At 64.1% G+C, this 20003-nt stretch carries 30 protein-coding genes and 1 pseudogene; 28 read left to right on the top strand and 3 right to left on the bottom strand.

All coding sequences use genetic code 11. The features are described 5' to 3' along the window. Positions 1-93 precede the first annotated feature (93 nt). The 26 genes from tuf to ATE71_RS20510 all read left to right on the top strand — a co-directional run bounded on the left by tuf (position 94) and on the right by ATE71_RS20510 (position 14540). On the top strand, positions 94-1284 hold the full coding sequence (gene tuf, locus ATE71_RS20635) for an elongation factor Tu (protein ID WP_058805194.1): 1191 nt from the start codon (positions 94-96) through the stop codon (positions 1282-1284). A 147-nt stretch (positions 1285-1431) separates the two neighbouring features. After that, entirely contained in the window at positions 1432-1743 is a 312-nt protein-coding gene (rpsJ, locus tag ATE71_RS20630) for a 30S ribosomal protein S10 (protein WP_003042199.1), read from the top strand. A 280-nt stretch (positions 1744-2023) separates the two neighbouring features. Continuing rightward, positions 2024-2797: a 50S ribosomal protein L3 gene (rplC, locus tag ATE71_RS20625; protein ID WP_054590453.1), complete on the top strand. Its 774-nt coding sequence runs from the start codon at positions 2024-2026 to the stop codon at positions 2795-2797. 2 nt (positions 2798-2799) lie between these two features. Beyond that, entirely contained in the window at positions 2800-3426 is a 627-nt protein-coding gene (gene rplD / locus ATE71_RS20620; protein WP_058805193.1) for a 50S ribosomal protein L4, read from the top strand. After that, positions 3419-3727: a 50S ribosomal protein L23 gene (locus ATE71_RS20615; protein ID WP_058805192.1), complete on the top strand. Its 309-nt coding sequence runs from the start codon at positions 3419-3421 to the stop codon at positions 3725-3727. Before rplD ends, ATE71_RS20615 begins: the two co-directional genes overlap by 8 nt. A 22-nt stretch (positions 3728-3749) precedes the next feature. Beyond that, positions 3750-4586 carry a 50S ribosomal protein L2 gene (gene rplB, locus ATE71_RS20610; protein ID WP_037556366.1) on the top strand — a complete coding sequence of 279 codons (837 nt, stop codon included), beginning with the start codon at positions 3750-3752 and terminating at the stop codon, positions 4584-4586. A gap of 3 nt (positions 4587-4589) precedes the next feature. After that, the gene (rpsS, locus tag ATE71_RS20605) at positions 4590-4865 is read left to right on the top strand and encodes a 30S ribosomal protein S19 (protein WP_037556370.1); all 276 of its coding nucleotides are present in this window, start codon (positions 4590-4592) and stop codon (positions 4863-4865) included. Further along, positions 4865-5245 carry a 50S ribosomal protein L22 gene (gene rplV, locus ATE71_RS20600; RefSeq protein ID WP_054589690.1) on the top strand — a complete coding sequence of 127 codons (381 nt, stop codon included), beginning with the start codon at positions 4865-4867 and terminating at the stop codon, positions 5243-5245. The genes rpsS and rplV overlap by 1 nt, the downstream gene beginning before the upstream one ends. A 1-nt stretch (position 5246) precedes the next feature. Beyond that, the gene (rpsC, locus tag ATE71_RS20595; RefSeq protein ID WP_054589691.1) at positions 5247-5954 is read left to right on the top strand and encodes a 30S ribosomal protein S3; all 708 of its coding nucleotides are present in this window, start codon (positions 5247-5249) and stop codon (positions 5952-5954) included. Positions 5955-5965: 11 nt separating this feature from the next. Beyond that, on the top strand, positions 5966-6397 hold the full coding sequence (gene rplP / locus ATE71_RS20590) for a 50S ribosomal protein L16 (RefSeq protein ID WP_058805191.1): 432 nt from the start codon (positions 5966-5968) through the stop codon (positions 6395-6397). 4 nt (positions 6398-6401) lie between these two features. Further along, complete coding sequence (gene rpmC / locus ATE71_RS20585; protein ID WP_058805190.1) at positions 6402-6605, top strand: 50S ribosomal protein L29; 204 nt, start codon at positions 6402-6404, stop codon at positions 6603-6605. Between the two features lie 11 nt (positions 6606-6616). Further along, complete coding sequence (gene rpsQ, locus ATE71_RS20580) at positions 6617-6886, top strand: 30S ribosomal protein S17 (protein ID WP_039578283.1); 270 nt, start codon at positions 6617-6619, stop codon at positions 6884-6886. A gap of 60 nt (positions 6887-6946) precedes the next feature. Then, the gene (rplN, locus tag ATE71_RS20575; protein ID WP_011543078.1) at positions 6947-7315 is read left to right on the top strand and encodes a 50S ribosomal protein L14; all 369 of its coding nucleotides are present in this window, start codon (positions 6947-6949) and stop codon (positions 7313-7315) included. A 2-nt stretch (positions 7316-7317) separates the two neighbouring features. After that, positions 7318-7635: a 50S ribosomal protein L24 gene (rplX, locus tag ATE71_RS20570; RefSeq protein ID WP_058805189.1), complete on the top strand. Its 318-nt coding sequence runs from the start codon at positions 7318-7320 to the stop codon at positions 7633-7635. After that, positions 7628-8206: a 50S ribosomal protein L5 gene (gene rplE, locus ATE71_RS20565; RefSeq protein WP_058805188.1), complete on the top strand. Its 579-nt coding sequence runs from the start codon at positions 7628-7630 to the stop codon at positions 8204-8206. The genes rplX and rplE overlap by 8 nt, the downstream gene beginning before the upstream one ends. A gap of 49 nt (positions 8207-8255) precedes the next feature. Then, positions 8256-8561: a 30S ribosomal protein S14 gene (rpsN, locus tag ATE71_RS20560; RefSeq protein WP_037556379.1), complete on the top strand. Its 306-nt coding sequence runs from the start codon at positions 8256-8258 to the stop codon at positions 8559-8561. A gap of 12 nt (positions 8562-8573) precedes the next feature. Beyond that, on the top strand, positions 8574-8978 hold the full coding sequence (gene rpsH, locus ATE71_RS20555) for a 30S ribosomal protein S8 (protein WP_037556380.1): 405 nt from the start codon (positions 8574-8576) through the stop codon (positions 8976-8978). After that, positions 8978-9511, top strand: coding sequence for a 50S ribosomal protein L6 (gene rplF, locus ATE71_RS20550; protein ID WP_058805187.1), 534 nt, complete (start codon positions 8978-8980; stop codon positions 9509-9511). Before rpsH ends, rplF begins: the two co-directional genes overlap by 1 nt. Positions 9512-9514: 3 nt before the next feature. Next, positions 9515-9868 carry a 50S ribosomal protein L18 gene (gene rplR, locus ATE71_RS20545; protein WP_058805186.1) on the top strand — a complete coding sequence of 118 codons (354 nt, stop codon included), beginning with the start codon at positions 9515-9517 and terminating at the stop codon, positions 9866-9868. Positions 9869-9870: 2 nt separating this feature from the next. Beyond that, complete coding sequence (rpsE, locus tag ATE71_RS20540) at positions 9871-10569, top strand: 30S ribosomal protein S5 (protein WP_082665334.1); 699 nt, start codon at positions 9871-9873, stop codon at positions 10567-10569. 4 nt (positions 10570-10573) lie between these two features. Beyond that, positions 10574-10759 carry a 50S ribosomal protein L30 gene (gene rpmD / locus ATE71_RS20535; RefSeq protein ID WP_037515666.1) on the top strand — a complete coding sequence of 62 codons (186 nt, stop codon included), beginning with the start codon at positions 10574-10576 and terminating at the stop codon, positions 10757-10759. Positions 10760-10765: 6 nt separating this feature from the next. After that, positions 10766-10972, top strand: coding sequence for a DUF1737 domain-containing protein (locus tag ATE71_RS20530; protein WP_037556386.1), 207 nt, complete (start codon positions 10766-10768; stop codon positions 10970-10972). A gap of 45 nt (positions 10973-11017) precedes the next feature. Then, on the top strand, positions 11018-11506 hold the full coding sequence (gene rplO, locus ATE71_RS20525) for a 50S ribosomal protein L15 (protein ID WP_082665333.1): 489 nt from the start codon (positions 11018-11020) through the stop codon (positions 11504-11506). A gap of 207 nt (positions 11507-11713) precedes the next feature. Further along, positions 11714-13087: a preprotein translocase subunit SecY gene (gene secY, locus ATE71_RS20520; RefSeq protein ID WP_058805185.1), complete on the top strand. Its 1374-nt coding sequence runs from the start codon at positions 11714-11716 to the stop codon at positions 13085-13087. 62 nt (positions 13088-13149) lie between these two features. Next, positions 13150-13803, top strand: a complete 654-nt coding sequence (locus tag ATE71_RS20515) for an adenylate kinase (protein WP_201022994.1) — start codon at positions 13150-13152, stop codon at positions 13801-13803. Positions 13804-13856: 53 nt separating this feature from the next. Beyond that, entirely contained in the window at positions 13857-14540 is a 684-nt protein-coding gene (locus ATE71_RS20510) for an SRPBCC family protein (protein WP_058805184.1), read from the top strand. Here the strand turns inward: ATE71_RS20510 and ATE71_RS20505 are convergent. Both ATE71_RS20505 and ATE71_RS20500 read right to left on the bottom strand, forming a co-directional pair. Then, the gene (locus tag ATE71_RS20505) at positions 14537-15067 is read right to left on the bottom strand and encodes a YceD family protein (protein ID WP_058805183.1); all 531 of its coding nucleotides are present in this window, start codon (positions 15065-15067) and stop codon (positions 14537-14539) included. The two genes, ATE71_RS20510 and ATE71_RS20505, sit on opposite strands and share 4 nt — an antisense overlap. After that, on the bottom strand, positions 15064-15597 hold the full coding sequence (locus tag ATE71_RS20500; protein WP_058805182.1) for a ubiquinol-cytochrome C chaperone family protein: 534 nt from the start codon (positions 15595-15597) through the stop codon (positions 15064-15066). The genes ATE71_RS20505 and ATE71_RS20500 overlap by 4 nt, the downstream gene beginning before the upstream one ends. Before the next feature lie 158 nt (positions 15598-15755). Between ATE71_RS20500 and ATE71_RS20495 the strand changes: the two genes are divergently transcribed. After that, on the top strand, positions 15756-16238 hold the full coding sequence (locus ATE71_RS20495; RefSeq protein WP_058805181.1) for an outer membrane protein assembly factor BamE: 483 nt from the start codon (positions 15756-15758) through the stop codon (positions 16236-16238). A 109-nt stretch (positions 16239-16347) separates the two neighbouring features. On the opposite strand, the gene ATE71_RS20490 is transcribed toward ATE71_RS20495, so the two are convergent. After that, the gene (locus ATE71_RS20490; RefSeq protein ID WP_058805180.1) at positions 16348-18612 is read right to left on the bottom strand and encodes an NADP-dependent malic enzyme; all 2265 of its coding nucleotides are present in this window, start codon (positions 18610-18612) and stop codon (positions 16348-16350) included. A 265-nt stretch (positions 18613-18877) separates the two neighbouring features. Here ATE71_RS20490 and ATE71_RS20485 point away from each other — a divergent pair. Next, a pseudogene (locus ATE71_RS20485) lies at positions 18878-20003 on the top strand (DNA mismatch repair protein MutS); the annotation flags it as partial.

Genomic DNA, 20003 nt, shown 5'->3' with positions numbered 1-20003 from the left:
ACCGCGCGGCAAGACCCTCTAAGGGCGGCGCCTGATTCAGCAGGCTCGTCCAGGACTGATCAACGCAAACATCGAACAAGAAGGTTCAATATCATGGCCAAGGCTAAATTTGAGCGGACGAAGCCGCACTGCAACATCGGCACCATCGGTCACGTCGACCATGGCAAGACCTCGCTGACCGCCGCGATCACCAAGGTGCTCGCCGAAGAAGGTCTGTCGCAGAAGGTCGACTTCGAAAACATCGACAAGGCTCCCGAAGAGCGCGAGCGCGGCATCACCATTTCGACGGCGCACGTCGAATATGAAACCAAGGACCGCCACTATGCGCACGTCGACTGCCCGGGTCACGCCGACTATGTGAAGAACATGATCACCGGTGCCGCCCAGATGGACGGCGCGATCCTCGTCGTGTCGGCCGCTGACGGCCCGATGCCGCAGACGAAGGAACACATCCTGCTCGCGAAGCAGGTCGGCGTTCCGACCATGGTCGTCTTCCTCAACAAGGTCGACCAGCTCGACGATCCCGAACTGCTCGAACTCGTCGAACTCGAAATCCGCGAAGAACTTTCGAAGCGCGACTTCGACGGCGACAATATTCCGATCATCCCGGGTTCGGCGCTTGCCGCGCTCGAAAGCCGCGACGACAACATCGGCAAGGAAGCGATCCTGAAGCTGATGGAAGCCGTCGACGCCTGGATCCCGCAGCCGGAACGTCCGCTCGACAAGCCCTTCCTGATGCCGATCGAAGACGTGTTCTCGATCTCGGGCCGTGGTACGGTTGTCACCGGCCGCGTCGAAACCGGCATCGTCAAGGTGGGTGAAGAAGTCGAAATCGTCGGCATCAAGGACACCAAGAAGACCGTCGTCACCGGCGTCGAAATGTTCCGCAAGCTGCTCGACCAGGGTCAGGCCGGCGACAACATCGGTGCGCTGATCCGCGGCGTCGGCCGTGAAGAAGTCGAGCGTGGCCAGGTTCTGGCGAAGCCGGGTTCGATCACGCCGCACACCGAGTTCACCTCGGAAGTGTACGTCCTGTCGAAGGACGAAGGCGGCCGTCACACGCCGTTCTTCGCGAACTATCGTCCGCAGTTCTACTTCCGCACCACCGACGTCACCGGCGAGGTCATCCTCCCCGAGGGCACCGAGATGGTCATGCCGGGCGACAACGTCCAGCTGTCGGTCAAGCTGATCGCCCCGATCGCCATGGACCCGGGTCTGCGCTTCGCGATTCGCGAAGGTGGCCGCACGGTCGGCGCAGGGGTTGTCGCGACCATCACAAAGTAATATAGGGCCGCGAGCCGCGCGATTCGGACTGATTCGCGCGGCTCGTAGCTTAAAGGTTTTTGATGGCCGGACCGGCTTCCTGATGGGGGCCGGTACAGGCCATTTCGGCTCTTTCGCATCGTTAGACGGGATTCGACTGGAACAGTCATGGAAACGCAGAATATTCGCATTCGCCTGAAGGCCTTTGATCACCGCGTGCTCGATCAGGCCACCACCGACATTGCCGACACGGCACGTCGCACGGGCGCACTCATTCGCGGTCCGATCCCGCTTCCGACGCGTATTGAAAAATTCACCGTGAACCGCGGCCCGCATGTCGACAAAAAGTCGCGCGAGCAGTTCGAGGTGCGTACCCACAAGCGGCTGCTCGACATCGTGCAGCCCACCCCGCAGACGGTCGACGCGCTGATGAAGCTCGACCTCGCCGCGGGCGTGAACGTGGAAATCAAGCTGGCTTAAGCCAGCGCAGCCCCCGCAAAAGCGGGGGTCTCTATCGGCAGGACGCCAAGGCGGCCTGCACCGCGATAGGGTGGATACCGCCGGACAGTCTCTTTGGAGGCAATATGGTCCGGGCTGCGTCCCCCGTCTCGCCGCTTCTCCTTCAGGATAGCGGCACCTCAGCCCGGACGGGGCGATGCATCGAAATTTCGGGCTGGGAGGGTTCCGCCAAGGTTCGCCTTGGTGGGTCCCGCAAGCCGTGCGGAATGGTCCGCCCGGCCTCTGTTTAGGAGTATGGATCATGCGTACTGGCGTGATCGCGAAGAAAATGGGGATGACCCGCCTGTTTCAGGACGACGGCCGCCACGTGCCCGTCACCGTCCTGAGCCTCGAAGGCTGCCAGGTCGTCTCCGTGCGCGATAAAGAACGCGACGGCTATGTGGCCGTTCAATTGGGTGCCGGTTCGGCCAAGGCGAAGAATGTCGCCAAGCCGCAGCGCGGCGCCTATGGCAAGGCCGAAGTCGAGCCCAAGGCGAAGCTCGTCGAATTCCGCGTCGCCGATGACGCGACGCTCGACGTCGGCGCCGAGCTGTCGGCCGATCATTTCGTCGCCGGCCAGATCGTCGACATCCAGGGCGTGACCCAGGGTAAGGGCTTTGCCGGTGCGATGAAGCGCTGGGGTTTCGGCGGTATGCGCGCGACCCACGGTGTTTCGATCAGCCACCGTGCGCATGGTTCGACCGGTAACCGCCAGGATCCGGGCCGCGTCTTCAAGAACAAGAAGATGGCGGGGCACATGGGCGCGCGCAACCGTACCCAGCAGAATCTCGAAATCGTCCGCACCGACGTCGAGCGCGGCCTCCTCTTCGTCAAGGGCTCGGTCCCTGGCTCGAAGGGCGGCTGGCTGCTCGTTCGCGATGCGGTGAAGCTGCCGCGTCACCCCGAAGCCCCCTATCCGGCGGGCATCAAGAGCGCGGCCAACAGCAACGAAGCCCCGGCTGACGCGCCGGTCGAAACGCCGGTCGAAGAAACCGTCGTCGACACCGCGGCCACCGACGGCGCACAGGAGTCCTGATCATGAAGGTCAAGGTACAGACCCTCGATGGCAAGGCTGGCGCCGACATCGATCTTAACGACGACGTCTTCGGCGTCGACGCGCGTGCCGATATCCTGCACCGCGTCGTCGCATGGCAGCTCGAAAAGCGTCGTGGTCCGGCTCGCGCCGCCCGCGAACGCAGCGACGTTGCTCGCACCGGCAAGAAGTTCGGTCGCCAGAAGGGCGGCGGTACGGCTCGTCACGGTGACCGCAAGGCGCCGATCTTCATCGGCGGCGGCAAGGCGCACGGTCCCCGGGCCCGCACCTTCGGCCACTCGCTGAACAAGAAGATCCGCGCCCTCGGCCTGAAGATGGCGCTCAGCGACAAGGCGAAAGGCGGCAAGATCGTCGTTCTCGACACGCTCGAGCTCAAGGACGCGAAGACCAAGGCGCTCGCCGGCAAGCTCGGCAAGATGGACCTCGGAAATCGCGCGCTCTTCATCGACGGCGATGCGGTGCACGAAAGCTTCGCCATGGCGTCGGCCAACCTGATCGGCGTCGACTCGATGCCGGCCGCGGGTGCCAATGTCTACGACATCATTCGCGCCGACACGCTGGTTCTGACCCGCGCGGCGGTCGAAAAGCTGGAGGCACGTTTCAATGGCTAAGGCAAAAACTGTTGATGCGCGTCATTACGACGTCATCCTCGCTCCGGTGATCACTGAAAAGTCGACGCTGCTCAGCGAAAACAACGCCGTCGTGTTCAAGGTTGCGGACGACGCGACCAAGCCCGCGATCAAGGCCGCCGTCGAGGCGCTGTTCGATGTCAAGGTTGTCAGCGTAAATACGCTCGTCACCAAGGGCAAGACCAAGCGCTGGAAGGGCAAGCCCTACACCCGCAGCGACGTGAAGAAGGCGATCGTTCGCCTGGCCGAAGGCCAGTCGATCGACGTCACCACGGGCGTCTGATTGTAGGAAGAGGCGAGAGAAAATGGCACTTAAATCCTATAATCCGACCAGTCCCGCGCAGCGCGGCCTGATCCTCGTCGACAAGTCGTCGCTGTGGAAGGGCAAGCCCGTCAAGGCGCTGACCGAAGGCAAGCGCAAGACCGGCGGGCGCAACAACAAGGGTCATGTGACCTCGCGCGGTATCGCCGGCGGCCATAAGCAGAAGTACCGCTTCATCGACTTCAAACGTCGCAAGTGGGACATGCCGGCCACCGTCGAGCGTCTGGAATATGACCCCAACCGCACGGCGTTCATCGCGCTCGTGAAATATGAAGACGGCGAACTCGCCTATATCCTCGCGCCGCAGCGCTTGGGTGTCGGCGACACCGTCGTCGCGGGCAAGAAGACCGACGTGAAGCCGGGCAATGCGATGGAATTGTCGCAGATGCCGGTCGGCACGATCGTCCACAATATCGAGATGAAGCCGGGCAAGGGCGGCCAGATCGCCCGTTCGGCCGGCACTTATGCGCAGGTCGTCGGTCGTGACCGCGGCCTCGTCATCGTGCGTCTCGGTTCGGGCGAACAGCGTTATATCCGTGGCGAGTGCATGGGCACGGTCGGTGCGGTGTCGAACCCCGACAACCAGAACACCAACCTGGGCAAGGCCGGCCGCAACCGCTGGCTTGGCAAGCGTCCGCTGACCCGCGGCGTCGCGAAGAACCCGGTCGACCACCCGCACGGCGGTGGTGAAGGCCGCACCTCGGGCGGCCGTCATCCGGTGACCCCGTGGGGCAAGCCGACCAAGGGTGCTCGTACCCGTCACAACAAGTCGACCGACAAGATGATCATCCGGTCGCGTCACGCGAAGAAGAAGAGGTAAGCCATGGCTCGCTCGGTCTGGAAGGGTCCGTTTGTGGACCTTCATCTCCTCAAGAAAGCCGAAACGGCCCAGGACGGCGGCAGCTCTGCCCCGATCAAGACCTGGTCGCGCCGGTCCACCATCCTGCCGCAGTTCGTCGGGCTGACCTTCAACGTCTACAACGGCCGCAAGTTCGTGCCGGTGTCGGTCAATGAAGACATGGTCGGCATGAAGCTGGGTGAATTTGCGCCGACGCGCTTCTTCCCCGGCCACGCGGCTGACAAGAAGGGCAAACGCTAATGGGCAAGGAAAAGTCCCCCCGCCGCGTTGCGGACAATGAGGCGCTCTCGGTCGGCACGCAGATTCGCGGTTCGGCGCAGAAGCTGAACCTCGTTGCCGCGCTGATCCGCGGCCGCAAGGTCGAAGACGCGATGAACGTCCTCGCTTTCTCGAAGAAGGCGATGGCCGTCGACGTGCGCAAGGTTCTCGCCAGCGCCGTCGCCAACGCGGAAAACAACCATAACCTCGACGTTGACGCGCTCGTCGTCAAGGAAGCGAGCGTGGGCAAGTCGATCTCGATGAAGCGCTGGCATGCGCGTGGCCGCGGCAAGTCGACCCGGATCGTCAAGCCGTTCAGCCGCATCCGCATTGTCGTGCGCGAACAGGAAGAAGAGGCGTAAGATGGGCCAGAAGAGCAATCCGATCGGCCTGCGCCTGCAGGTCAACCGCACCTGGGACAGCCGCTGGTTCGCCGAAGGCCAGGACTATGGCCGCATGCTTGTCGAGGATCTGAAGATCCGCAAGTTCGTGTTCAAGCACCTGCCGCAGGCCGCGATCTCGAAGGTCGTGATCGAGCGTCCGGCGAAGCTGTGCCGCGTGTCGATCTATGCCGCCCGTCCGGGCGTCATCATCGGCAAGAAGGGCGCGGACATCGAAAAGCTGCGCAAGCAGCTCGGCGCGATGACGGGCAGCGACGTGTCGCTGAACATCGTCGAAATCCGCAAGCCCGAAGTCGACGCCAAGCTCGTCGGCCAGGGCATCGCCGACCAGCTCGAACGCCGCGTCGCGTTCCGCCGTGCCATGAAGCGCGCCGTTCAGTCGGCGATGCGTCTGGGCGCGGAGGGCATCCGCATCAACTGCGCCGGCCGTCTCGGCGGCGCGGAAATCGCGCGCACCGAATGGTACCGCGAAGGCCGGGTGCCGTTGCACACGCTGCGCGCCAATGTCGACTATGCCGAAGCCGAAGCGCACACCGCGTATGGCGTTTGCGGCATCAAGGTCTGGATTTTCAAGGGCGAGATCCTTGGTCACGACCCGATGGCAACCGACCGTCTGATGCTCGATGCGCAGACGACCGGTGTCCGTCCGGCCCGTGAAGATCGCCGCTAAGGACTGCTGACATGCTGCAACCGAAAAAAACCAAGTTCCGCAAGGCCTTCAAGGGCCGCATCCATGGCAATGCCAAGGGCGGTACCGCGCTGAATTTCGGCTCCTACGGGCTGAAAGCGATGGAGCCCGAGCGGATCACCGCACGCCAGATCGAAGCGGCTCGCCGCGCGATCAGCCGCGCGATCAAGCGTCAGGGCCGTTTGTGGATCCGCGTGTTCCCCGACGTCCCCGTTTCGTCGAAGCCTGCCGAAGTCCGCATGGGTAAGGGCAAGGGTTCGCCGGAATTCTGGGCCGCGCGCGTGAAGCCGGGCCGCATCCTGTTCGAACTCGACGGCGTTCCGGGCCCCGTGGCCGCGCTCGCGTTCGAACGTGCGGCGATGAAGCTGCCGATCAAGACGAAGGTCGTTGCCCGCCTCGGCGACACCTCGCACCTGGAGGGTTAAGGACATGGCCAAGACCGAAGATTTCAAGGCCAAGACCGACGACCAGCTCGCCGAACAGCTTGGCGAATTGAAGCGCGAGGCGTTCAACCTCCGCTTCCAGGCGGCCACCGGCCAGCTTGAAAAAGCGTCGCGCGTCAAGGAAGTGCGGCGCACGATCGCCCGCATCAAGACGCAGCAGACCGAGCGCGCGCGCTCGGCTGCGAAGTAAGGAGACTATCGATGCCGAAGCGCATTCTGACCGGTACGGTGGTGTCCGACAAGGGCGACAAGACCGTCGTGGTGAAGGTCGAACGGAAGGTGAAGCACCCTCTGTACGGCAAGATCATCCGCCGCTCGAAGAAGTATCACGCCCACGATGAGGACAATGCCATCAAGGCTGGCGAAACCGTCCGCATTGAGGAAACGAAGCCGATTTCGAAGCTGAAGACGTGGAAGGTGCTCGACAAGGTCGACACCCACAGCAAGCCCAAAACGGCTGCTGACGCCTGAGCTGATTTTCACGGAACCGCCGGGATTGCCCGGTAGGCCAAAAAAGAAGGAAATGCATCGATGATCCAGATGCAGTCACAATTGGAAGTCGCTGACAACAGCGGTGCCAAGCGCGTCCAGTGCATCAAGGTGCTCGGCGGCTCGAAGCGTCGCACGGCCGGCGTCGGCGACGTGATCGTCGTGTCGATCAAGGAAGCCCAGCCGCGCGGCAAGGTGAAGAAGGGCGACGTGCATCGCGCCGTCATCGTCCGCACCGCAAAGGACGTGCGCCGCGCCGATGGCTCGGTGATCCGTTTCGACAGCAACGCCGCCGTGCTCGTCAACAAGAACGAGGAGCCGATCGGCACCCGTATCTTCGGCCCCGTCGTCCGCGAACTGCGCGGCCGCGGCTATATGAAGATCATCAGCCTGGCGCCGGAGGTACTCTGACCATGGCGAACAAGATCAAGAAGGGCGATACGGTCGTCATCCTGTCCGGCAAGGACAAGGGCAAAACCGGCGAAGTGACGCAGAGCCTGCCGAAGGACGGCAAGGTCGTCGTCGCGGGCGTCAACATCATCACGCGCCACCGCAAGCCGAGCCAGACCAACCCGCAGGGCGGTCTTGAGCGCAAGGAAGCGCCGCTGTTCGCAAGCAAGGTTGCGCTCGCCGATCCCAAGACCGGCAAGCCGACGCGCGTTCGTTTTGAAACCAAGGACGGCAAGAAGGTCCGCGTGGCCGTGAAGTCCGGGGAGACGATCAATGGCTGACACCTATACCCCGCGCATGCGGAAGCTTTATGACGACAAGATCGTCAAGGCGATGACCGAGAAATTCGGTTACAAGAATGCGATGGAAGTGCCGAAGATCGACAAGATCACGCTCAACATGGGCGTCGGCGAAGCCACGCAGGACAAGAAGAAGGTCGAAGCGGCCGCTGCCGAGATGGAACTCATCGCCGGCCAGAAGCCCGTCGTGACCCGCGCGAAGAAGTCGATCGCCCAGTTCAAGCTGCGTGAAGGCATGCCGATCGGTTGCAAGGTCACCCTGCGCCGCGAACGCATGTATGAATTCCTCGATCGCCTGATCACGATCGCCATGCCGCGCATCCGCGACTTCCGCGGCGTGTCGGCGACCAGCTTCGACGGCCGCGGCAACTATGCCATGGGCCTGAAAGAGCAGATCATCTTCCCCGAGATCAACTATGACCGCATCGATCAGGTGCGCGGCATGGACGTGATCGTCACCACCACCGCCCGTACGGACGAAGAAGCCCGCGAACTGCTCAAGCTGTTCGGCTTCCCCTTCCCGATCGAAGCGCAGGAAAAGGAAGCCGCCTGATCCTTCGGGACCAGGCAGGCTCTTTCAAGAAGGAAAGAGAACTTAAGTCATGGCGAAACTGAGTTCGGTAAACAAGAACGAGCGTCGCAAGCAGCTGGTGAAGAAATATGCCGGCCGTTACGCGAAGCTGAAGGCGATTGCGGCGGACACGTCGCTCGACGATGGCGAGCGTCTGATCGCGCGCCTCAAGATGGCGGAAATCCCGCGTAATGGTAACCCGACCCGCATCCGTAACCGGTGCGAGCTGACGGGCCGCCCGCGCGCTTATTATCGCAAATTCCGGCTGTGCCGTATCCAGCTCCGCGATCTGGCCAACAAGGGCCTGATCCCCGGTGTTGTGAAGTCGAGCTGGTAAGGGACTGACAAGATGGCAATGACCGATCCCCTGGGTGATATGCTCACCCGCATCCGCAACGGCCAGCAGGCGAAGAAGGACAGCGTCCTGACTCCCGCCTCGACCCTGCGCGTCCGCGTTCTCGATGTTCTCCAGCGCGAAGGCTATATCCGCGGCTACAGCGAAGAAGCGCTGGGCGCCAAGGGTCAGCACAAGGGCATCCGCATCGAGCTCAAATATTTCGAGGGCCAGCCGGCGATCCGCCACGTGGCCCGCGTCTCGAAGCCGGGCCGCCGCATCTATTCGGGTTCGAAAGAACTGCCGATCGTGCGCAACGGCCTTGGCATCACCATCGTGTCGACTCCGCGCGGCGTTCTTTCGGACGCCGAAGCCCGCGAGCATAATGTCGGCGGCGAAGTGCTGGCGGAGGTGTTCTGATGTCGCGCATTGGTAAAAAGGCCGTGGAGATCCCCAGCGGTGTCACCGCCGCGATCGACGGCGGGCAGCTGTCGGTCAAGGGTCCGAAGGGCACGCTCGCGATGCCGCTGTCCGACAACATCAAATATGAAGTCGGCGAAGGCGCCATTTCGGTGCAGCCCGCGAACGATACCCGCGAAGCTCGCGCTTTCTGGGGCATGCAGCGCACGCTGGTCCAGAACCTGATCACCGGTGTGACCGAAGGCTTCACCAAGGTGCTTGAAATCACCGGCGTCGGCTATCGTGCCAATTCGCAGGGCAAGACCTTGAAGCTGCAGCTCGGCTACAGCCACGATGTCGATTTTGCGGTGCCCGAAGGCATCGAGATCAAGACGCCGGACAATACGACGATCGAGATCAGCGGAATCGACAAGCAGAAGGTCGGCCAGGTCGCGGCGGAAATCCGCCGTTGGCGTAAGCCCGAACCCTATAAGGGCAAAGGCATCAAATATCGCGGCGAGTACATCTTCCGCAAAGAAGGCAAGAAGAAGTAAGCCATGGCACATCTTACCCCTTTCGAAAAACGGCGCCAGCGCGTCCGTACCGCCCTCCGCCAGCGTGCCGCCGGGCGTCCGCGCCTGTCGGTGCACCGTTCGGGCCGCCACATCTATGCGCAGCTCATCGATGACGCCGCCGGCACAACGCTGGCTGCGGCCTCGACGCTCGACAAGGATGGCCGCGGCAAGACCGGCGCGACCACCGCGGCAGCTGCCGACGTCGGCAAGCGCCTTGCCGCTGCCGCCAAGAAGGCGGGCGTGACGCAGGTCGTGTTCGACCGCGGCGGCTTCCTGTTCCACGGGCGCATCAAGGCGCTGGCCGACGCGGCGCGCGAAGGCGGATTGGAGTTCTAATCATGGCAGACGAAATTCAGAACGCCGAAGGCGCTCCCGAAGCAGCTCCGACCGAAGGCCAGGCTCCGCGCCGCGGCCGCGGCGGCGGCCGCGATGGCGGTCGTGGTGGTCGTGACGGTGGCCGTGGCCGCCGCGACGACCGTCGCCCGCGCGACGAGGATGGCGGCGAAGAGCTGATCGAAAAGCTCGTCCACATCAACCGCGTCTCGAAGACCGTGAAGGGCGGCAAGCGCTTCGGTTTCGCCGCGCTCGTCGTCGTCGGCGACGGCAAGGGCCGTGCCGGTTTCGGCCATGGCAAGGCGCGTGAAGTGCCCGAAGCCATTTCGAAGGCGACCGCGGCCGCGAAGAAGGCAATGATTCGCGTTCCGCTGCGCGACGGCCGCACGCTGCACCATGATGGCCGCGGCCATTTCGGCGCGGGCAATGTGACGCTGCGCTCGGCGCCTGCCGGTACCGGCATCATCGCCGGTGGCCCGATGCGCGCCGTGTTCGAATCGCTGGGCGTTGCCGATGTGGTGACCAAGTCGGTCGGCACGTCGAACCCCTACAACATGATCCGCGCGACCTTCGAAGCGCTTGGCGAACAGACCAGCCCGAAGTCGGTCGCGCAGCGTCGCGGCAAGAAGGTTTCGGACCTGATCAAGCGTGGCGGTGCGTCCGACCGCGCAGCCGAGGCTGAAGCCGCGGCGGTGACGGAGTAAGACCATGGCCGACAAGAAGATCAAGATTCGCCAGATCGGTTCGCCGATCCGTCGTCCCAAGAGCCAGCGCGCCATCTTGACGGGCCTCGGCCTGGGCAAGATGCACCGCGAGGTCGAACTGGTCGACACCCCGGAAGTGCGCGGGATGATCCGCAAGCTTCCGCACATGGTGGAAGTCGTCGAGGGCTAAAATCGCGTGAAGCTCTATCGCCTGTTGACCGGTCCCGACGACAGCGCCTTTTGCGCGCGGGTCGAGGGATTGCTCAACCGGGGATGGCAGCTTCACGGGAGCCCCTCGATTACCAGCGTCGATGGCCGCGGCTATGTCGCCCAGGCCATCGTGATGGAGAAAGCCGGGCCCTATCCCGGCTTTCAGCCGTCGAGTGAAATCGAACCGGACTGAAATTTCTCGGTCCATAGCGCGAACACAGCGAAAGCGAGTGCAACCATGACTATCAAGCTTAACGAACTTCGTGACAACAATGGCGCCCGCAAGGGTCGTATGCGCGTCGGACGCGGCATCGGCTCGGGCAAGGGCAAGACCGCCGGTCGCGGCCAGAAGGGTCAGAAGGCCCGCAGCGGCGTCGCGATCAACGGCTTCGAGGGCGGTCAGATGCCGCTCCACATGCGGATCCCGAAGCGCGGCTTCAACAACATCTTCGCGAAGGATTTCGCGATCGTGAACCTCGGCCAGATCCAGAAGCTGGTCGACGAGAAGAAGCTCGACGCCAAGGCGACCATCGATCATGCCGCGCTCAAGGCGGCTGGCGTTGCCCGCGGCGGCAAGGATGGCGTCCGCCTCCTCGCCAAGGGCGAACTGACCGCGAAGCTCAATTTCTTGGTTGCCGGCGCGTCGAAGGGCGCGATCGAGGCGGTCGAAAAGGCCGGCGGCAAGGTCGAGCTGCCCGCAGCTCCGGCCGAAGCCAAGGCGGAATAATCTGGCAAAGGGGCGGCTCGGATACGGGCCGCCCCTTCGTCGTTTGACGATCTGTCATTTCCCGTTCGATGCGAACGGATGGCGCAGCCGGTATCGACGAGCTGCGTTGCAAAATAGGCCTTTCCCCTTGCGCTTCGCGATCGCCGAACGCACATAGGCGCCGGGTCGCGGGGGGCGCGGTCCGGAATATCCTCGAGGAAACTACCCATGGCCTCTCGCGCCGACCAGCTTGCTTCCAACCTCAATTTTTCGAAGTTCGGTCAGGCGACCGAGCTCAAGAACCGCATCTGGTTCACGATCGGCGCGCTGATCGTCTTCCGCTTCCTGTCGTTCGTGCCGCTGCCGGGGGTCGATCCCGTTGCGCTCGCGTCGCTCTACAGCCAGGCCGCGTCGGGCGGCGTCCTCGATATCTTCAATACCTTCTCGGGCGGCAGCCTCGAGCGCATGAGCATCATCGCGCTCGGCGTCATGCCCTATATCACCGCGTCGATCGTCGTACAGCTGGCGGCCGCGCTGTCGCCGAGCCTCGCCGCGCTCAAAAAAGAGGGCGAAAGCGGGCGCAAGAAGCTCAACCAGTACACGCGCTACGGCACCGTCGCGCTGACCGCGATCCAGGGCTATTTCATCGCCGTCGGGCTCGAATCGCTCGGCGCGAGCCAGGGCATCGCTGCGGTCGTCGACCCCGGCATGATGTTCCGCATCGGCGCGGTCATCTCGATCGTTGGCGGTACCCTGTTCCTGATGTGGCTTGGCGAACAGATCACCAGCCGCGGCATCGGCAACGGCGTCTCGCTGATCATCATGGCGGGCATCCTTGCCCAGCTCCCGCGCAGCTTTGCGCAAATGTTCACGCAGGTCCGCGAAGGCTCGATGGGCGGTGGCACGATCATCGCGGTGCTCGGCGGCGCTATCGTGATCATTGCTTTCATCAGCTTCATGGAACGCGCGCAACGCCGCGTCCTCGTCCAATATCCGAAGCGCGCGACGCAGCGGGGCGTGATGCAGGCCGACCGCAGCCACCTGCCATTGAAGGTTAACACCGCGGGCGTGATCCCGCCGATCTTTGCCTCGTCGCTGCTGCTGATGCCGCTGACGATCACCCAGATGATGGGCCAGAATGTCCAGGGCGACACCGCGACCGGCGATTTCCTGATCACGCTCAACCAGTATCTTGCGCACGGCCAGCCGCTCTACATGGCGCTTTACGCCGCGGGGATCATCTTCTTCTGCTTCTTCTACGTCGCCGTCGTCTTCAACCCCGAAGAGACTGCCGACAATCTGAAGCGCCAGAACGGCTTCATCCCCGGCATCCGCCCGGGCAAGAATACCGCCGCCTATCTCGACCATGTGCTGACGCGTATCACGGTGATCGGCGCGGCATATCTTGCGGTCATCTGTCTCGTTCCCGAATATTTCATCGCGGGATCGGGTCTCCCGTTCCAGCTCGGCGGAACCAGCCTGCTGATCATCGTGAACGTGACGATCGACACGATTAGCCAGATCCAGAGCCACATGCTCGCGCATCAATATGGCGACCTTATCAAAAAGGCCAAATTGAAAGGCGGCGTTGCGCGGCGCTAAGGTGCCCGCTACGGCAATTTGCGCCAAAGGTTGGGCAACGGGCAGAGGCAACAGGGGCTTCCATGACGCTGAACATCATTTTGCTGGGTCCGCCGGGGGCGGGCAAGGGTACGCAGGCTTCGCGCCTCGAACAGGAGCATGGCATGGTCCAGCTCTCGACGGGCGACATGCTGCGCGCCGCGGTCAAGGCGGGAACGCCGACGGGCCTGCAGGCGAAGGCGGTGATGGAAGCTGGCGAACTCGTTTCGGACGAAATCGTCTCGGGCTTGATCGGTGAGCGGCTCGACGAACTCGGCCCCGATGTCTCGGTAATCTTCGACGGCTATCCGCGCACCGCGGCACAGGCCGACGCACTCGACACGATCCTCGCGGACCGCGGCCGCAAGCTCGACCATGTGATCGAATTGCAGGTCCAGGAAGACGCGCTCGTCGACCGCATCACCGGCCGCTTCAGCTGCGCCAAATGCGGTGCGGGCTATCACGACCGCTACAAGCTGCCCAAGGTCGAGAATGTCTGCGACGTGTGCGGCAGCTCGGAATTCAAGCGCCGTCCCGACGACAACGAGGAAACGGTGCGCACGCGCATGGCCGAATATCGCGCCAAGACGGCGCCGATCCTGCCGATCTACGACGCGCGCGGCATTGTGACGCATGTCGACGGCATGTCGCCGATCGACCAAGTCAACGACGCTATCGAAACGATCCTCGCGGGCTGAGGCTAGCCAGTCTTCCCGGCGCCGGTTATTGTGGTGCAAAGGGGGAAGGGCAGATGGGATTTTCCGGATATTTTACCGCTGCTGCGATCGCGGGCGCATTCCTGTTTGCGCCCTCCGGGCACGCCAAGGTGATCGATCAGGGCGAGGGTGGCTTTACCGTCGCGCATACGGCGCAGGTCGCCGCGACGCCCGCCGACGTGTGGAAAATGCTTCGCATGCCGCAAAACTGGTGGTCGAAAGACCATAGCTGGTCGGGCGACGCTGCGAATTTCTGGCTCGATTCACAGGCGGGCGGATGTTTCTGCGAAAAATTGCCCGACAGCGGATCGGGCCTCGGCAGCGTCCAGCACGCGCGCATCGTCTTTGCAAAACCGGACGAGATGCTGCGCTTGTCGGGAGCCTTTGGCCCGCTGCAGGGCGAGGCGCTTGCTGGCACGCTGACGATCCAGATCAAGGAAACGCCGACGGGCAGCGCGCTGCGGTTCGATTATGTCGTCGGCGGTTATATGCGCTTCAAGGTCGCGGACATCGCGCCCGCGGTCGACGCTGTGATCGGCGAACAACTCGCCGGCCTTGCCAAGGCGCTTGGCGGCGCCCTGCCCCCGACGCGTGATGAAAAGGCGGCAGCGGAGGCGGCGAAAAAAACGGTTACCGAAACGCCGCCCGAAAAGGATGAGCCGGGGCTCGATGCCGCGGTCGCCGACCTCGTCGCTGAAGAACCCGAACCACGGCGTTAAGCGCCCGGCTTTCCGCGCAGCTTCGCCAGCGCTGCGAACGGTCCCGCAGCCTCTTCGCTGAGGACGCCCTTCTCGGCGAGGATGCGGTCGGCGTCGGGATGGCGCGGGAAGGGATCGAGCGCGAGCGAGAGCGTCTGCACCGCCGCTTCGCCAAGGTCGATCCGGTCGCCTTCGAGCGGGAGCAGGTCGAGCTCGTCGCTGCCGAGCTCGATTTCCTCATCCTCGCTCGCGGGTGCATCGACGTCGCGCAGGAAGCGCAGGTCGAAGGGTTCGTTGACCGTCGCGGGGACGGGCAGGTCGGTGGCGGCGCAATTCTGGATTAGGTCGGCCACTACCGCGCCCTTCGCCGCAATGCCGCCCGCGATCGTCCGAACTTCGGCGGTCAGCGCGAAACGGTCGAGGCTCGCGAGCCCCAGTCGCGCGGCGATCCGTGCGCGCGCATCGGCGTCGGCTTCGACCGCAATCGCGCGGCCGTGCGCCGCGTCGGCGATCGTCACGACCAACGAAAATTCGTGCGCTGCGCTCAAGTTGCTGCTCCGGGAAGCCGGCCGGCGGTGACGAGATCGGACACCGGCATCGCCGCCAGCGCCGCGCGCAGCGCCGCAACCTCGGCCATTACATGCGCCAACCCGGCTTCGTCGGGGGCGTTTCCGCGCCACAGGTTGCGGATCAACGCCGCACGCAATTCGTCCGAACCGTCGGCGGCGCGATAGGCGCCTAGCCGTCCGCCCAGTGCGCTCATCATCCGGCCGACCTGCTTGCCGACGACCATGTCGCCAAAGCCGATCTGGCGCATCTGGCCATCCATGTCGTTCACGAACAATTCGGTGAGTTGGACACCCGCAATCCCCTGTCCGGGGTCCGCGTCGATCCGGTGCAGCACGAGCGCCATCACGAGACTGATCATGTCGAAGCGGCCGTCGAGCGTGTCGGGAACCTGGCCCTCGGCATACCAGTGCGGCGCGCGCGCGGTGGCGACGACGGCGTCCCACAGCGGGCGGCGCGCTTCGCGCGGATCGGGCTCGGATGCGAATAATTTGCGGAGTGAAGAAAACATGGCCGACGCTTAGGCCGAATCACGGCGTCCGAAAAGGGCTGTGAGTCAGCTTGGCGCAAGCTTTGCCGCGGCATAAGCCGCTTGTGCGTGCCGACCGCTTGCGGTTAAGAGGCGCGATTGCCAGCGCCCGATATCAGGTGCGCAACGGAGATATATTGATGCCGACCCCCAAACCGAAGCTTCCCGCCCGGCCCGTGCGCCTGATCGTTGCCGGGCTGGCGCTTGCGCTGACCGCCAGCGGCTGCGCGCAGCTCAAGGGGCGGCAGGGCTATGTTGTCGACCCGATGTTGACCGAAGCGATCACCCCCGGTGTCGACAACCGGGAATCGGTGGAAAAGACGCTGGGTCGCCCGACCTTCGTCGGCCAGTTCAGCGACAATGAATATTATTATGTGTCGCGCGAAACGCGCCAGCTCGCCTTCGCCCGGCCGCGTCCGATCGACCAGCAGGTGCTGCGCGTTCGTTTCGACCCGGCGGGCAATGTCGCCGCGGTCGATCGCACCGGGCTCGAACTGGTCAGCAGGATCAGCCCCGAAGGCGACAAGACGCCGACGCTCGGTCGCCATCGCAGCTTCTTCGAAGATATTTTCGGCAATATCGGCGCGGTCGGCGCGCCGGGTACCGCCGGTCCCACCCAGTAATTTTGGCTTGAGCAGGGCCGAAGCCTAGCGGAACCGGCCCGCTCCTCCTCCCGGCCGCCCGGATTTCCTATCATGGGGGAGGTGGAAAGAGGAGCGGGCCGGATATCGATTATTGCGCGATCCCGCCGGCCGCGAGCACGGCCAGGGTGACGAGGTCCGACGCGGTCGACGCCATCGTCGCGACCTGGACCGGATTTTCCATGCCGACCAGCATCGGCCCGATCACCGCGCCGCCGCCCAGTTCGCGCAGCAGCTTCGCCGACAGGTTTGCCGATTGCAGCCCCGGCATGATCAGGACATTGGCCGGACCCGACAGGCGGCAGAAGGGATAATTCTTCATCACCTTTTCGTTCAGCGCGACGTCGGGCGCCATTTCGCCTTCATATTCGAACGCGGGCTGGCGCCGGTCGAGGATCGACACCGCTTCGCGAATGCTTTCGAGCCAGCTGCCCTCGGGATTGCCGAAGGTCGAATAGGACAGGAACGCGACGCGCGGTTCGTGCCCCATGCGCCGCGCGACCTGTGCGGTGCGTTCGGCGATGTCGGCCAGCTGCTGCGCGGTCGGCCGTTCGTTGACCGTCGTGTCGGCCATGAAGATCGTGTGATGCTGGTCGACAAGGATATGGATGCCGAACGGCGTCTTGCCCTCGGCATGGTCGATCACGCGTCGGATTTCGCGCATCGATTGCGAATAGGTGCGCGTCGTCCCGGTGATCATCGCATCGCCGAGCCCCATCTTGAGCAATAGCGAGCCAAAGATGTTGCGATCGCGATTGACCATCCGCTCGACGTCGCGGCGAAGATATCCGCGCCGCTGCAACCGCTCGTACAGCATGTCAACCATCTGCGGCACATGCGGTGAATTGACGCTGTTGTGGACCTCGAAGCTTTCGGCGTCGGCGACGCCCATCGCGCGTAGCTTGTCGTGCAGCCCTTCGCGGCCGACGAGCACCGGGATCCCGTATCCGCCGTCGCGGAACTGGATCGCGGCGCGCAGCACCACTTCCTCTTCGCCCTCGGCGAAAACAACGCGCTTGGGATTGTTGCGCGCGGCTTCATAGGCGAGCGTCAGCACCGAGGTCGTCGGGTTGAGCCGCGCGCGCAGCCGCGTGCGATATTCGTCGAGGTCGGCGATCGGCTTTTGCGCGACGCCCGTCTCCATCGCCGCCTTGGCGACCGCGGCGGGCACGATTTCCATCAGCCGCGGATCGAAGGGGGAAGGGATGATATATTCGGGACCAAAGCTCGATGCGCGCCCGCCATAGGCCGCGGCGACCTCCTCGGGCACCTGCTGACGCGCAAGGTCGGCGATCGCATAGGCCGCGGCGATCTTCATCTCCTCGTTGATCGCGGTTGCATGGACGTCGAGCGCGCCGCGGAAGATGAAGGGGAAGCAGAGGACGTTGTTGACCTGGTTCGGGTAGTCCGATCGCCCCGTGGCGATGATCGCGTCGGGCCGCGCCGCACGGGCATCGGGGGGCGAGATTTCGGGATCGGGGTTCGCCATCGCAAAGATGATCGGCGCCGGCGCCATGTCCTTGACCATCTCGGGCTTGAGCGCGCCCGCCGCCGACAGGCCGAGGAACACGTCGGCGCCGACGAGCGCTTCGGTCAGGTCGCGGGCCTCGGTCGGCACCGCATGCGCCGACTTCCACTGGTCCATGCCTTCGGTGCGGCCCTGATAAATCGTGCCCTTGCGGTCGCACATGATCACATTTTCATGTCTGACGCCCATCGCCTTGATCAGCGCGGTGCACGCGATTGCCGCCGCGCCCGCGCCGTTGACGACGACCTTTACCGTCGCCAAGTCGCGCCCGGTCAAGTAACAGGCGTTGATCAGCCCGGCGGCGGTGATGATCGCGGTGCCATGCTGGTCGTCATGGAACACCGGGATGTTCATCCGCTCTTTCAGCGCGGCTTCGATGATGAAGCAGTTGGGCGCGGCGATGTCTTCGAGGTTGATACCGCCAAAGCTCGGCGCGAGCAGTTCGACCGCTTCGATGAAGCGCTGCGGATCCTCGGTATCGACTTCGAGGTCGATCGAATCGACGTCGGCGAAGCGCTTGAACAGGACCGCCTTGCCTTCCATCACCGGCTTCGATGCCAGCGCGCCGAGGTTGCCGAGGCCAAGGATTGCGGTTCCGTTCGAAATGACGGCGACCAGATTGCCCTTCACCGTATAATCATAAGCGGCGGCGGGGTCTTCGGCGATCGCCTTCACCGGCACCGCGACGCCGGGCGAATAGGCCAGGCTCAGGTCGCGCTGCGTCGCCATCGGCTTCGACGCGACGATCTCGATTTTTCCGGGCCGCCCATATTCGTGATAGAGCAGGGCTTCGCGATCCGAAAACTGCACCTTGCTGCCGCTGTCCATTCGTCATCCTCTCGATAAAGTCACAAGATGCGCGCCCGAGCCTTTCCCCTAGCGCCGCCTCGCGAAAATGTAACCGGCAATGTTGCGTGCGGATGGCGAGGGTGATGAAGCTGGTGCGTCTGCCGTCCGAGAAGCCGGTAAGTTTTATCTTTGGGAAGGCAGCTTTGTCGGCGAAGGCATCGTCGTCGCCTAATTTCCTGCGCCCAATGCCGCCATCTCCCCTCCGACCTTGCCATGCCGCCCCCAATCACTAAGCAGGGGGGCGATGGCCGCCACCGCTCCCCGACCCGCGAACAGCAACAACGCCGCCGCCCCCGCGACACCGATGATGGCGCAATATTGGGCGCTCAAGGACAAGGCTGGCGACTGTTTGCTCTTCTATCGCATGGGCGACTTCTTCGAGCTGTTCTTCGACGATGCAAAGGCGGCGGCGTCGACGCTCGATATCGCGCTGACCGCACGCGGCGAACATGATGGGCAACCCGTGCCGATGTGCGGCGTGCCCGTCCACGCCGCCGAATCCTATCTCGCGCGGTTGATTCGCGCGGGGCACCGCGTCGCGATCGCCGAACAGGTCGAAACGCCTGCGGAGGCAAAGGCGCGCGGCGGGTCGAAGGCGCTCGTTGCGCGCGACATCGTACGCTTCGTGACGGCAGGGACGCTGACCGAGGAAAGCCTGCTCGAAGGGCGCAGCGCCAACCGGCTCGCGGCGGTGGCACAGGTCGGTAGCGAAGGCGAGGTCGCGATCGCCGCAGCCGATATTTCGACCGGGCGCTTCGAGGTCGTGGCCGTGCCAGCGGCGGCCGTCGATGCCGAGCTCGCGCGGCTCGCGCCGTCGGAACTGCTGCTGAACGAAAGCGCCGACGAGTTGCCGATCAGCGCCGCCCGGCAGGTCGTGCGCCGGCCTTCGCCGGACTTTGCGAGCACCAGCGCGCAGAAACGCCTCGAAGAATTCTTCGGCGTCCGGACCCTCGACGGCTTCGGCCAGTTTTCGCGCGGCGAGGTCGCCGCGATGGGCGCGCTCGTTTCCTATCTCGACCATGTCGGCACGGGCGGGCCCACCTTTCTCCAACCACCGGTTCGGCACATCGCCTCAGCGCGGATGGCGATCGACGCCGCGACGCGCGAGAGTCTTGAGCTTGTTCGTACGATGGCGGGGACGCGTGAAGGCAGCCTGCTCGGCACGATCGACCGCACCGTCACTGCGGCGGGCGCACGCTTGCTGGCCGAGGATATCGCGAGCCCGCTGACCGACAGGAGCGCGATCCTCGACCGGCTCGACCTCGTCGACGCGCTCGCGCGCGATGCCTTGTGGCGCGGCGAACTGCGCGCGGCGCTGCGCGCGCTGCCCGACGCCGGGCGCGCATTGGGCCGCCTCGTCGCGGGGCGAC

It is taken from the genome of Sphingopyxis sp. H115 (genome assembly GCF_001468465.1).
In the GTDB taxonomy this organism is placed as follows: Bacteria; Pseudomonadota; Alphaproteobacteria; order Sphingomonadales; family Sphingomonadaceae; genus Sphingopyxis.
This window is presented reverse-complemented; position numbering and strand designations above follow the sequence as displayed.

Bases quoted from the DNA above. Each gene is read 5' to 3' on its own strand.
- tuf (WP_058805194.1), top strand. From the start codon at position 94: ATGGCCAAGGCTAAATTTGAGCGGACGAAGCCGCACTGCAACATCGGC.
- rpsJ (WP_003042199.1), top strand. From the start codon at position 1,432: ATGGAAACGCAGAATATTCGCATTCGCCTGAAGGCCTTTGATCACCGC.
- rplC (WP_054590453.1), top strand. From the start codon at position 2,024: ATGCGTACTGGCGTGATCGCGAAGAAAATGGGGATGACCCGCCTGTTT.
- rplD (WP_058805193.1), top strand. From the start codon at position 2,800: ATGAAGGTCAAGGTACAGACCCTCGATGGCAAGGCTGGCGCCGACATC.
- ATE71_RS20615 (WP_058805192.1), top strand. From the start codon at position 3,419: ATGGCTAAGGCAAAAACTGTTGATGCGCGTCATTACGACGTCATCCTC.
- rplB (WP_037556366.1), top strand. From the start codon at position 3,750: ATGGCACTTAAATCCTATAATCCGACCAGTCCCGCGCAGCGCGGCCTG.
- rpsS (WP_037556370.1), top strand. From the start codon at position 4,590: ATGGCTCGCTCGGTCTGGAAGGGTCCGTTTGTGGACCTTCATCTCCTC.
- rplV (WP_054589690.1), top strand. From the start codon at position 4,865: ATGGGCAAGGAAAAGTCCCCCCGCCGCGTTGCGGACAATGAGGCGCTC.
- rpsC (WP_054589691.1), top strand. From the start codon at position 5,247: ATGGGCCAGAAGAGCAATCCGATCGGCCTGCGCCTGCAGGTCAACCGC.
- rplP (WP_058805191.1), top strand. From the start codon at position 5,966: ATGCTGCAACCGAAAAAAACCAAGTTCCGCAAGGCCTTCAAGGGCCGC.
- rpmC (WP_058805190.1), top strand. From the start codon at position 6,402: ATGGCCAAGACCGAAGATTTCAAGGCCAAGACCGACGACCAGCTCGCC.
- rpsQ (WP_039578283.1), top strand. From the start codon at position 6,617: ATGCCGAAGCGCATTCTGACCGGTACGGTGGTGTCCGACAAGGGCGAC.
- rplN (WP_011543078.1), top strand. From the start codon at position 6,947: ATGATCCAGATGCAGTCACAATTGGAAGTCGCTGACAACAGCGGTGCC.
- rplX (WP_058805189.1), top strand. From the start codon at position 7,318: ATGGCGAACAAGATCAAGAAGGGCGATACGGTCGTCATCCTGTCCGGC.
- rplE (WP_058805188.1), top strand. From the start codon at position 7,628: ATGGCTGACACCTATACCCCGCGCATGCGGAAGCTTTATGACGACAAG.
- rpsN (WP_037556379.1), top strand. From the start codon at position 8,256: ATGGCGAAACTGAGTTCGGTAAACAAGAACGAGCGTCGCAAGCAGCTG.
- rpsH (WP_037556380.1), top strand. From the start codon at position 8,574: ATGGCAATGACCGATCCCCTGGGTGATATGCTCACCCGCATCCGCAAC.
- rplF (WP_058805187.1), top strand. From the start codon at position 8,978: ATGTCGCGCATTGGTAAAAAGGCCGTGGAGATCCCCAGCGGTGTCACC.
- rplR (WP_058805186.1), top strand. From the start codon at position 9,515: ATGGCACATCTTACCCCTTTCGAAAAACGGCGCCAGCGCGTCCGTACC.
- rpsE (WP_082665334.1), top strand. From the start codon at position 9,871: ATGGCAGACGAAATTCAGAACGCCGAAGGCGCTCCCGAAGCAGCTCCG.
- rpmD (WP_037515666.1), top strand. From the start codon at position 10,574: ATGGCCGACAAGAAGATCAAGATTCGCCAGATCGGTTCGCCGATCCGT.
- rplO (WP_082665333.1), top strand. From the start codon at position 11,018: ATGACTATCAAGCTTAACGAACTTCGTGACAACAATGGCGCCCGCAAG.
- secY (WP_058805185.1), top strand. From the start codon at position 11,714: ATGGCCTCTCGCGCCGACCAGCTTGCTTCCAACCTCAATTTTTCGAAG.
- ATE71_RS20515 (WP_201022994.1), top strand. From the start codon at position 13,150: ATGACGCTGAACATCATTTTGCTGGGTCCGCCGGGGGCGGGCAAGGGT.
- ATE71_RS20510 (WP_058805184.1), top strand. From the start codon at position 13,857: ATGGGATTTTCCGGATATTTTACCGCTGCTGCGATCGCGGGCGCATTC.
- ATE71_RS20500 (WP_058805182.1), bottom strand. From the start codon at position 15,597: ATGTTTTCTTCACTCCGCAAATTATTCGCATCCGAGCCCGATCCGCGC.
- ATE71_RS20495 (WP_058805181.1), top strand. From the start codon at position 15,756: ATGCCGACCCCCAAACCGAAGCTTCCCGCCCGGCCCGTGCGCCTGATC.
- ATE71_RS20490 (WP_058805180.1), bottom strand. From the start codon at position 18,612: ATGGACAGCGGCAGCAAGGTGCAGTTTTCGGATCGCGAAGCCCTGCTC.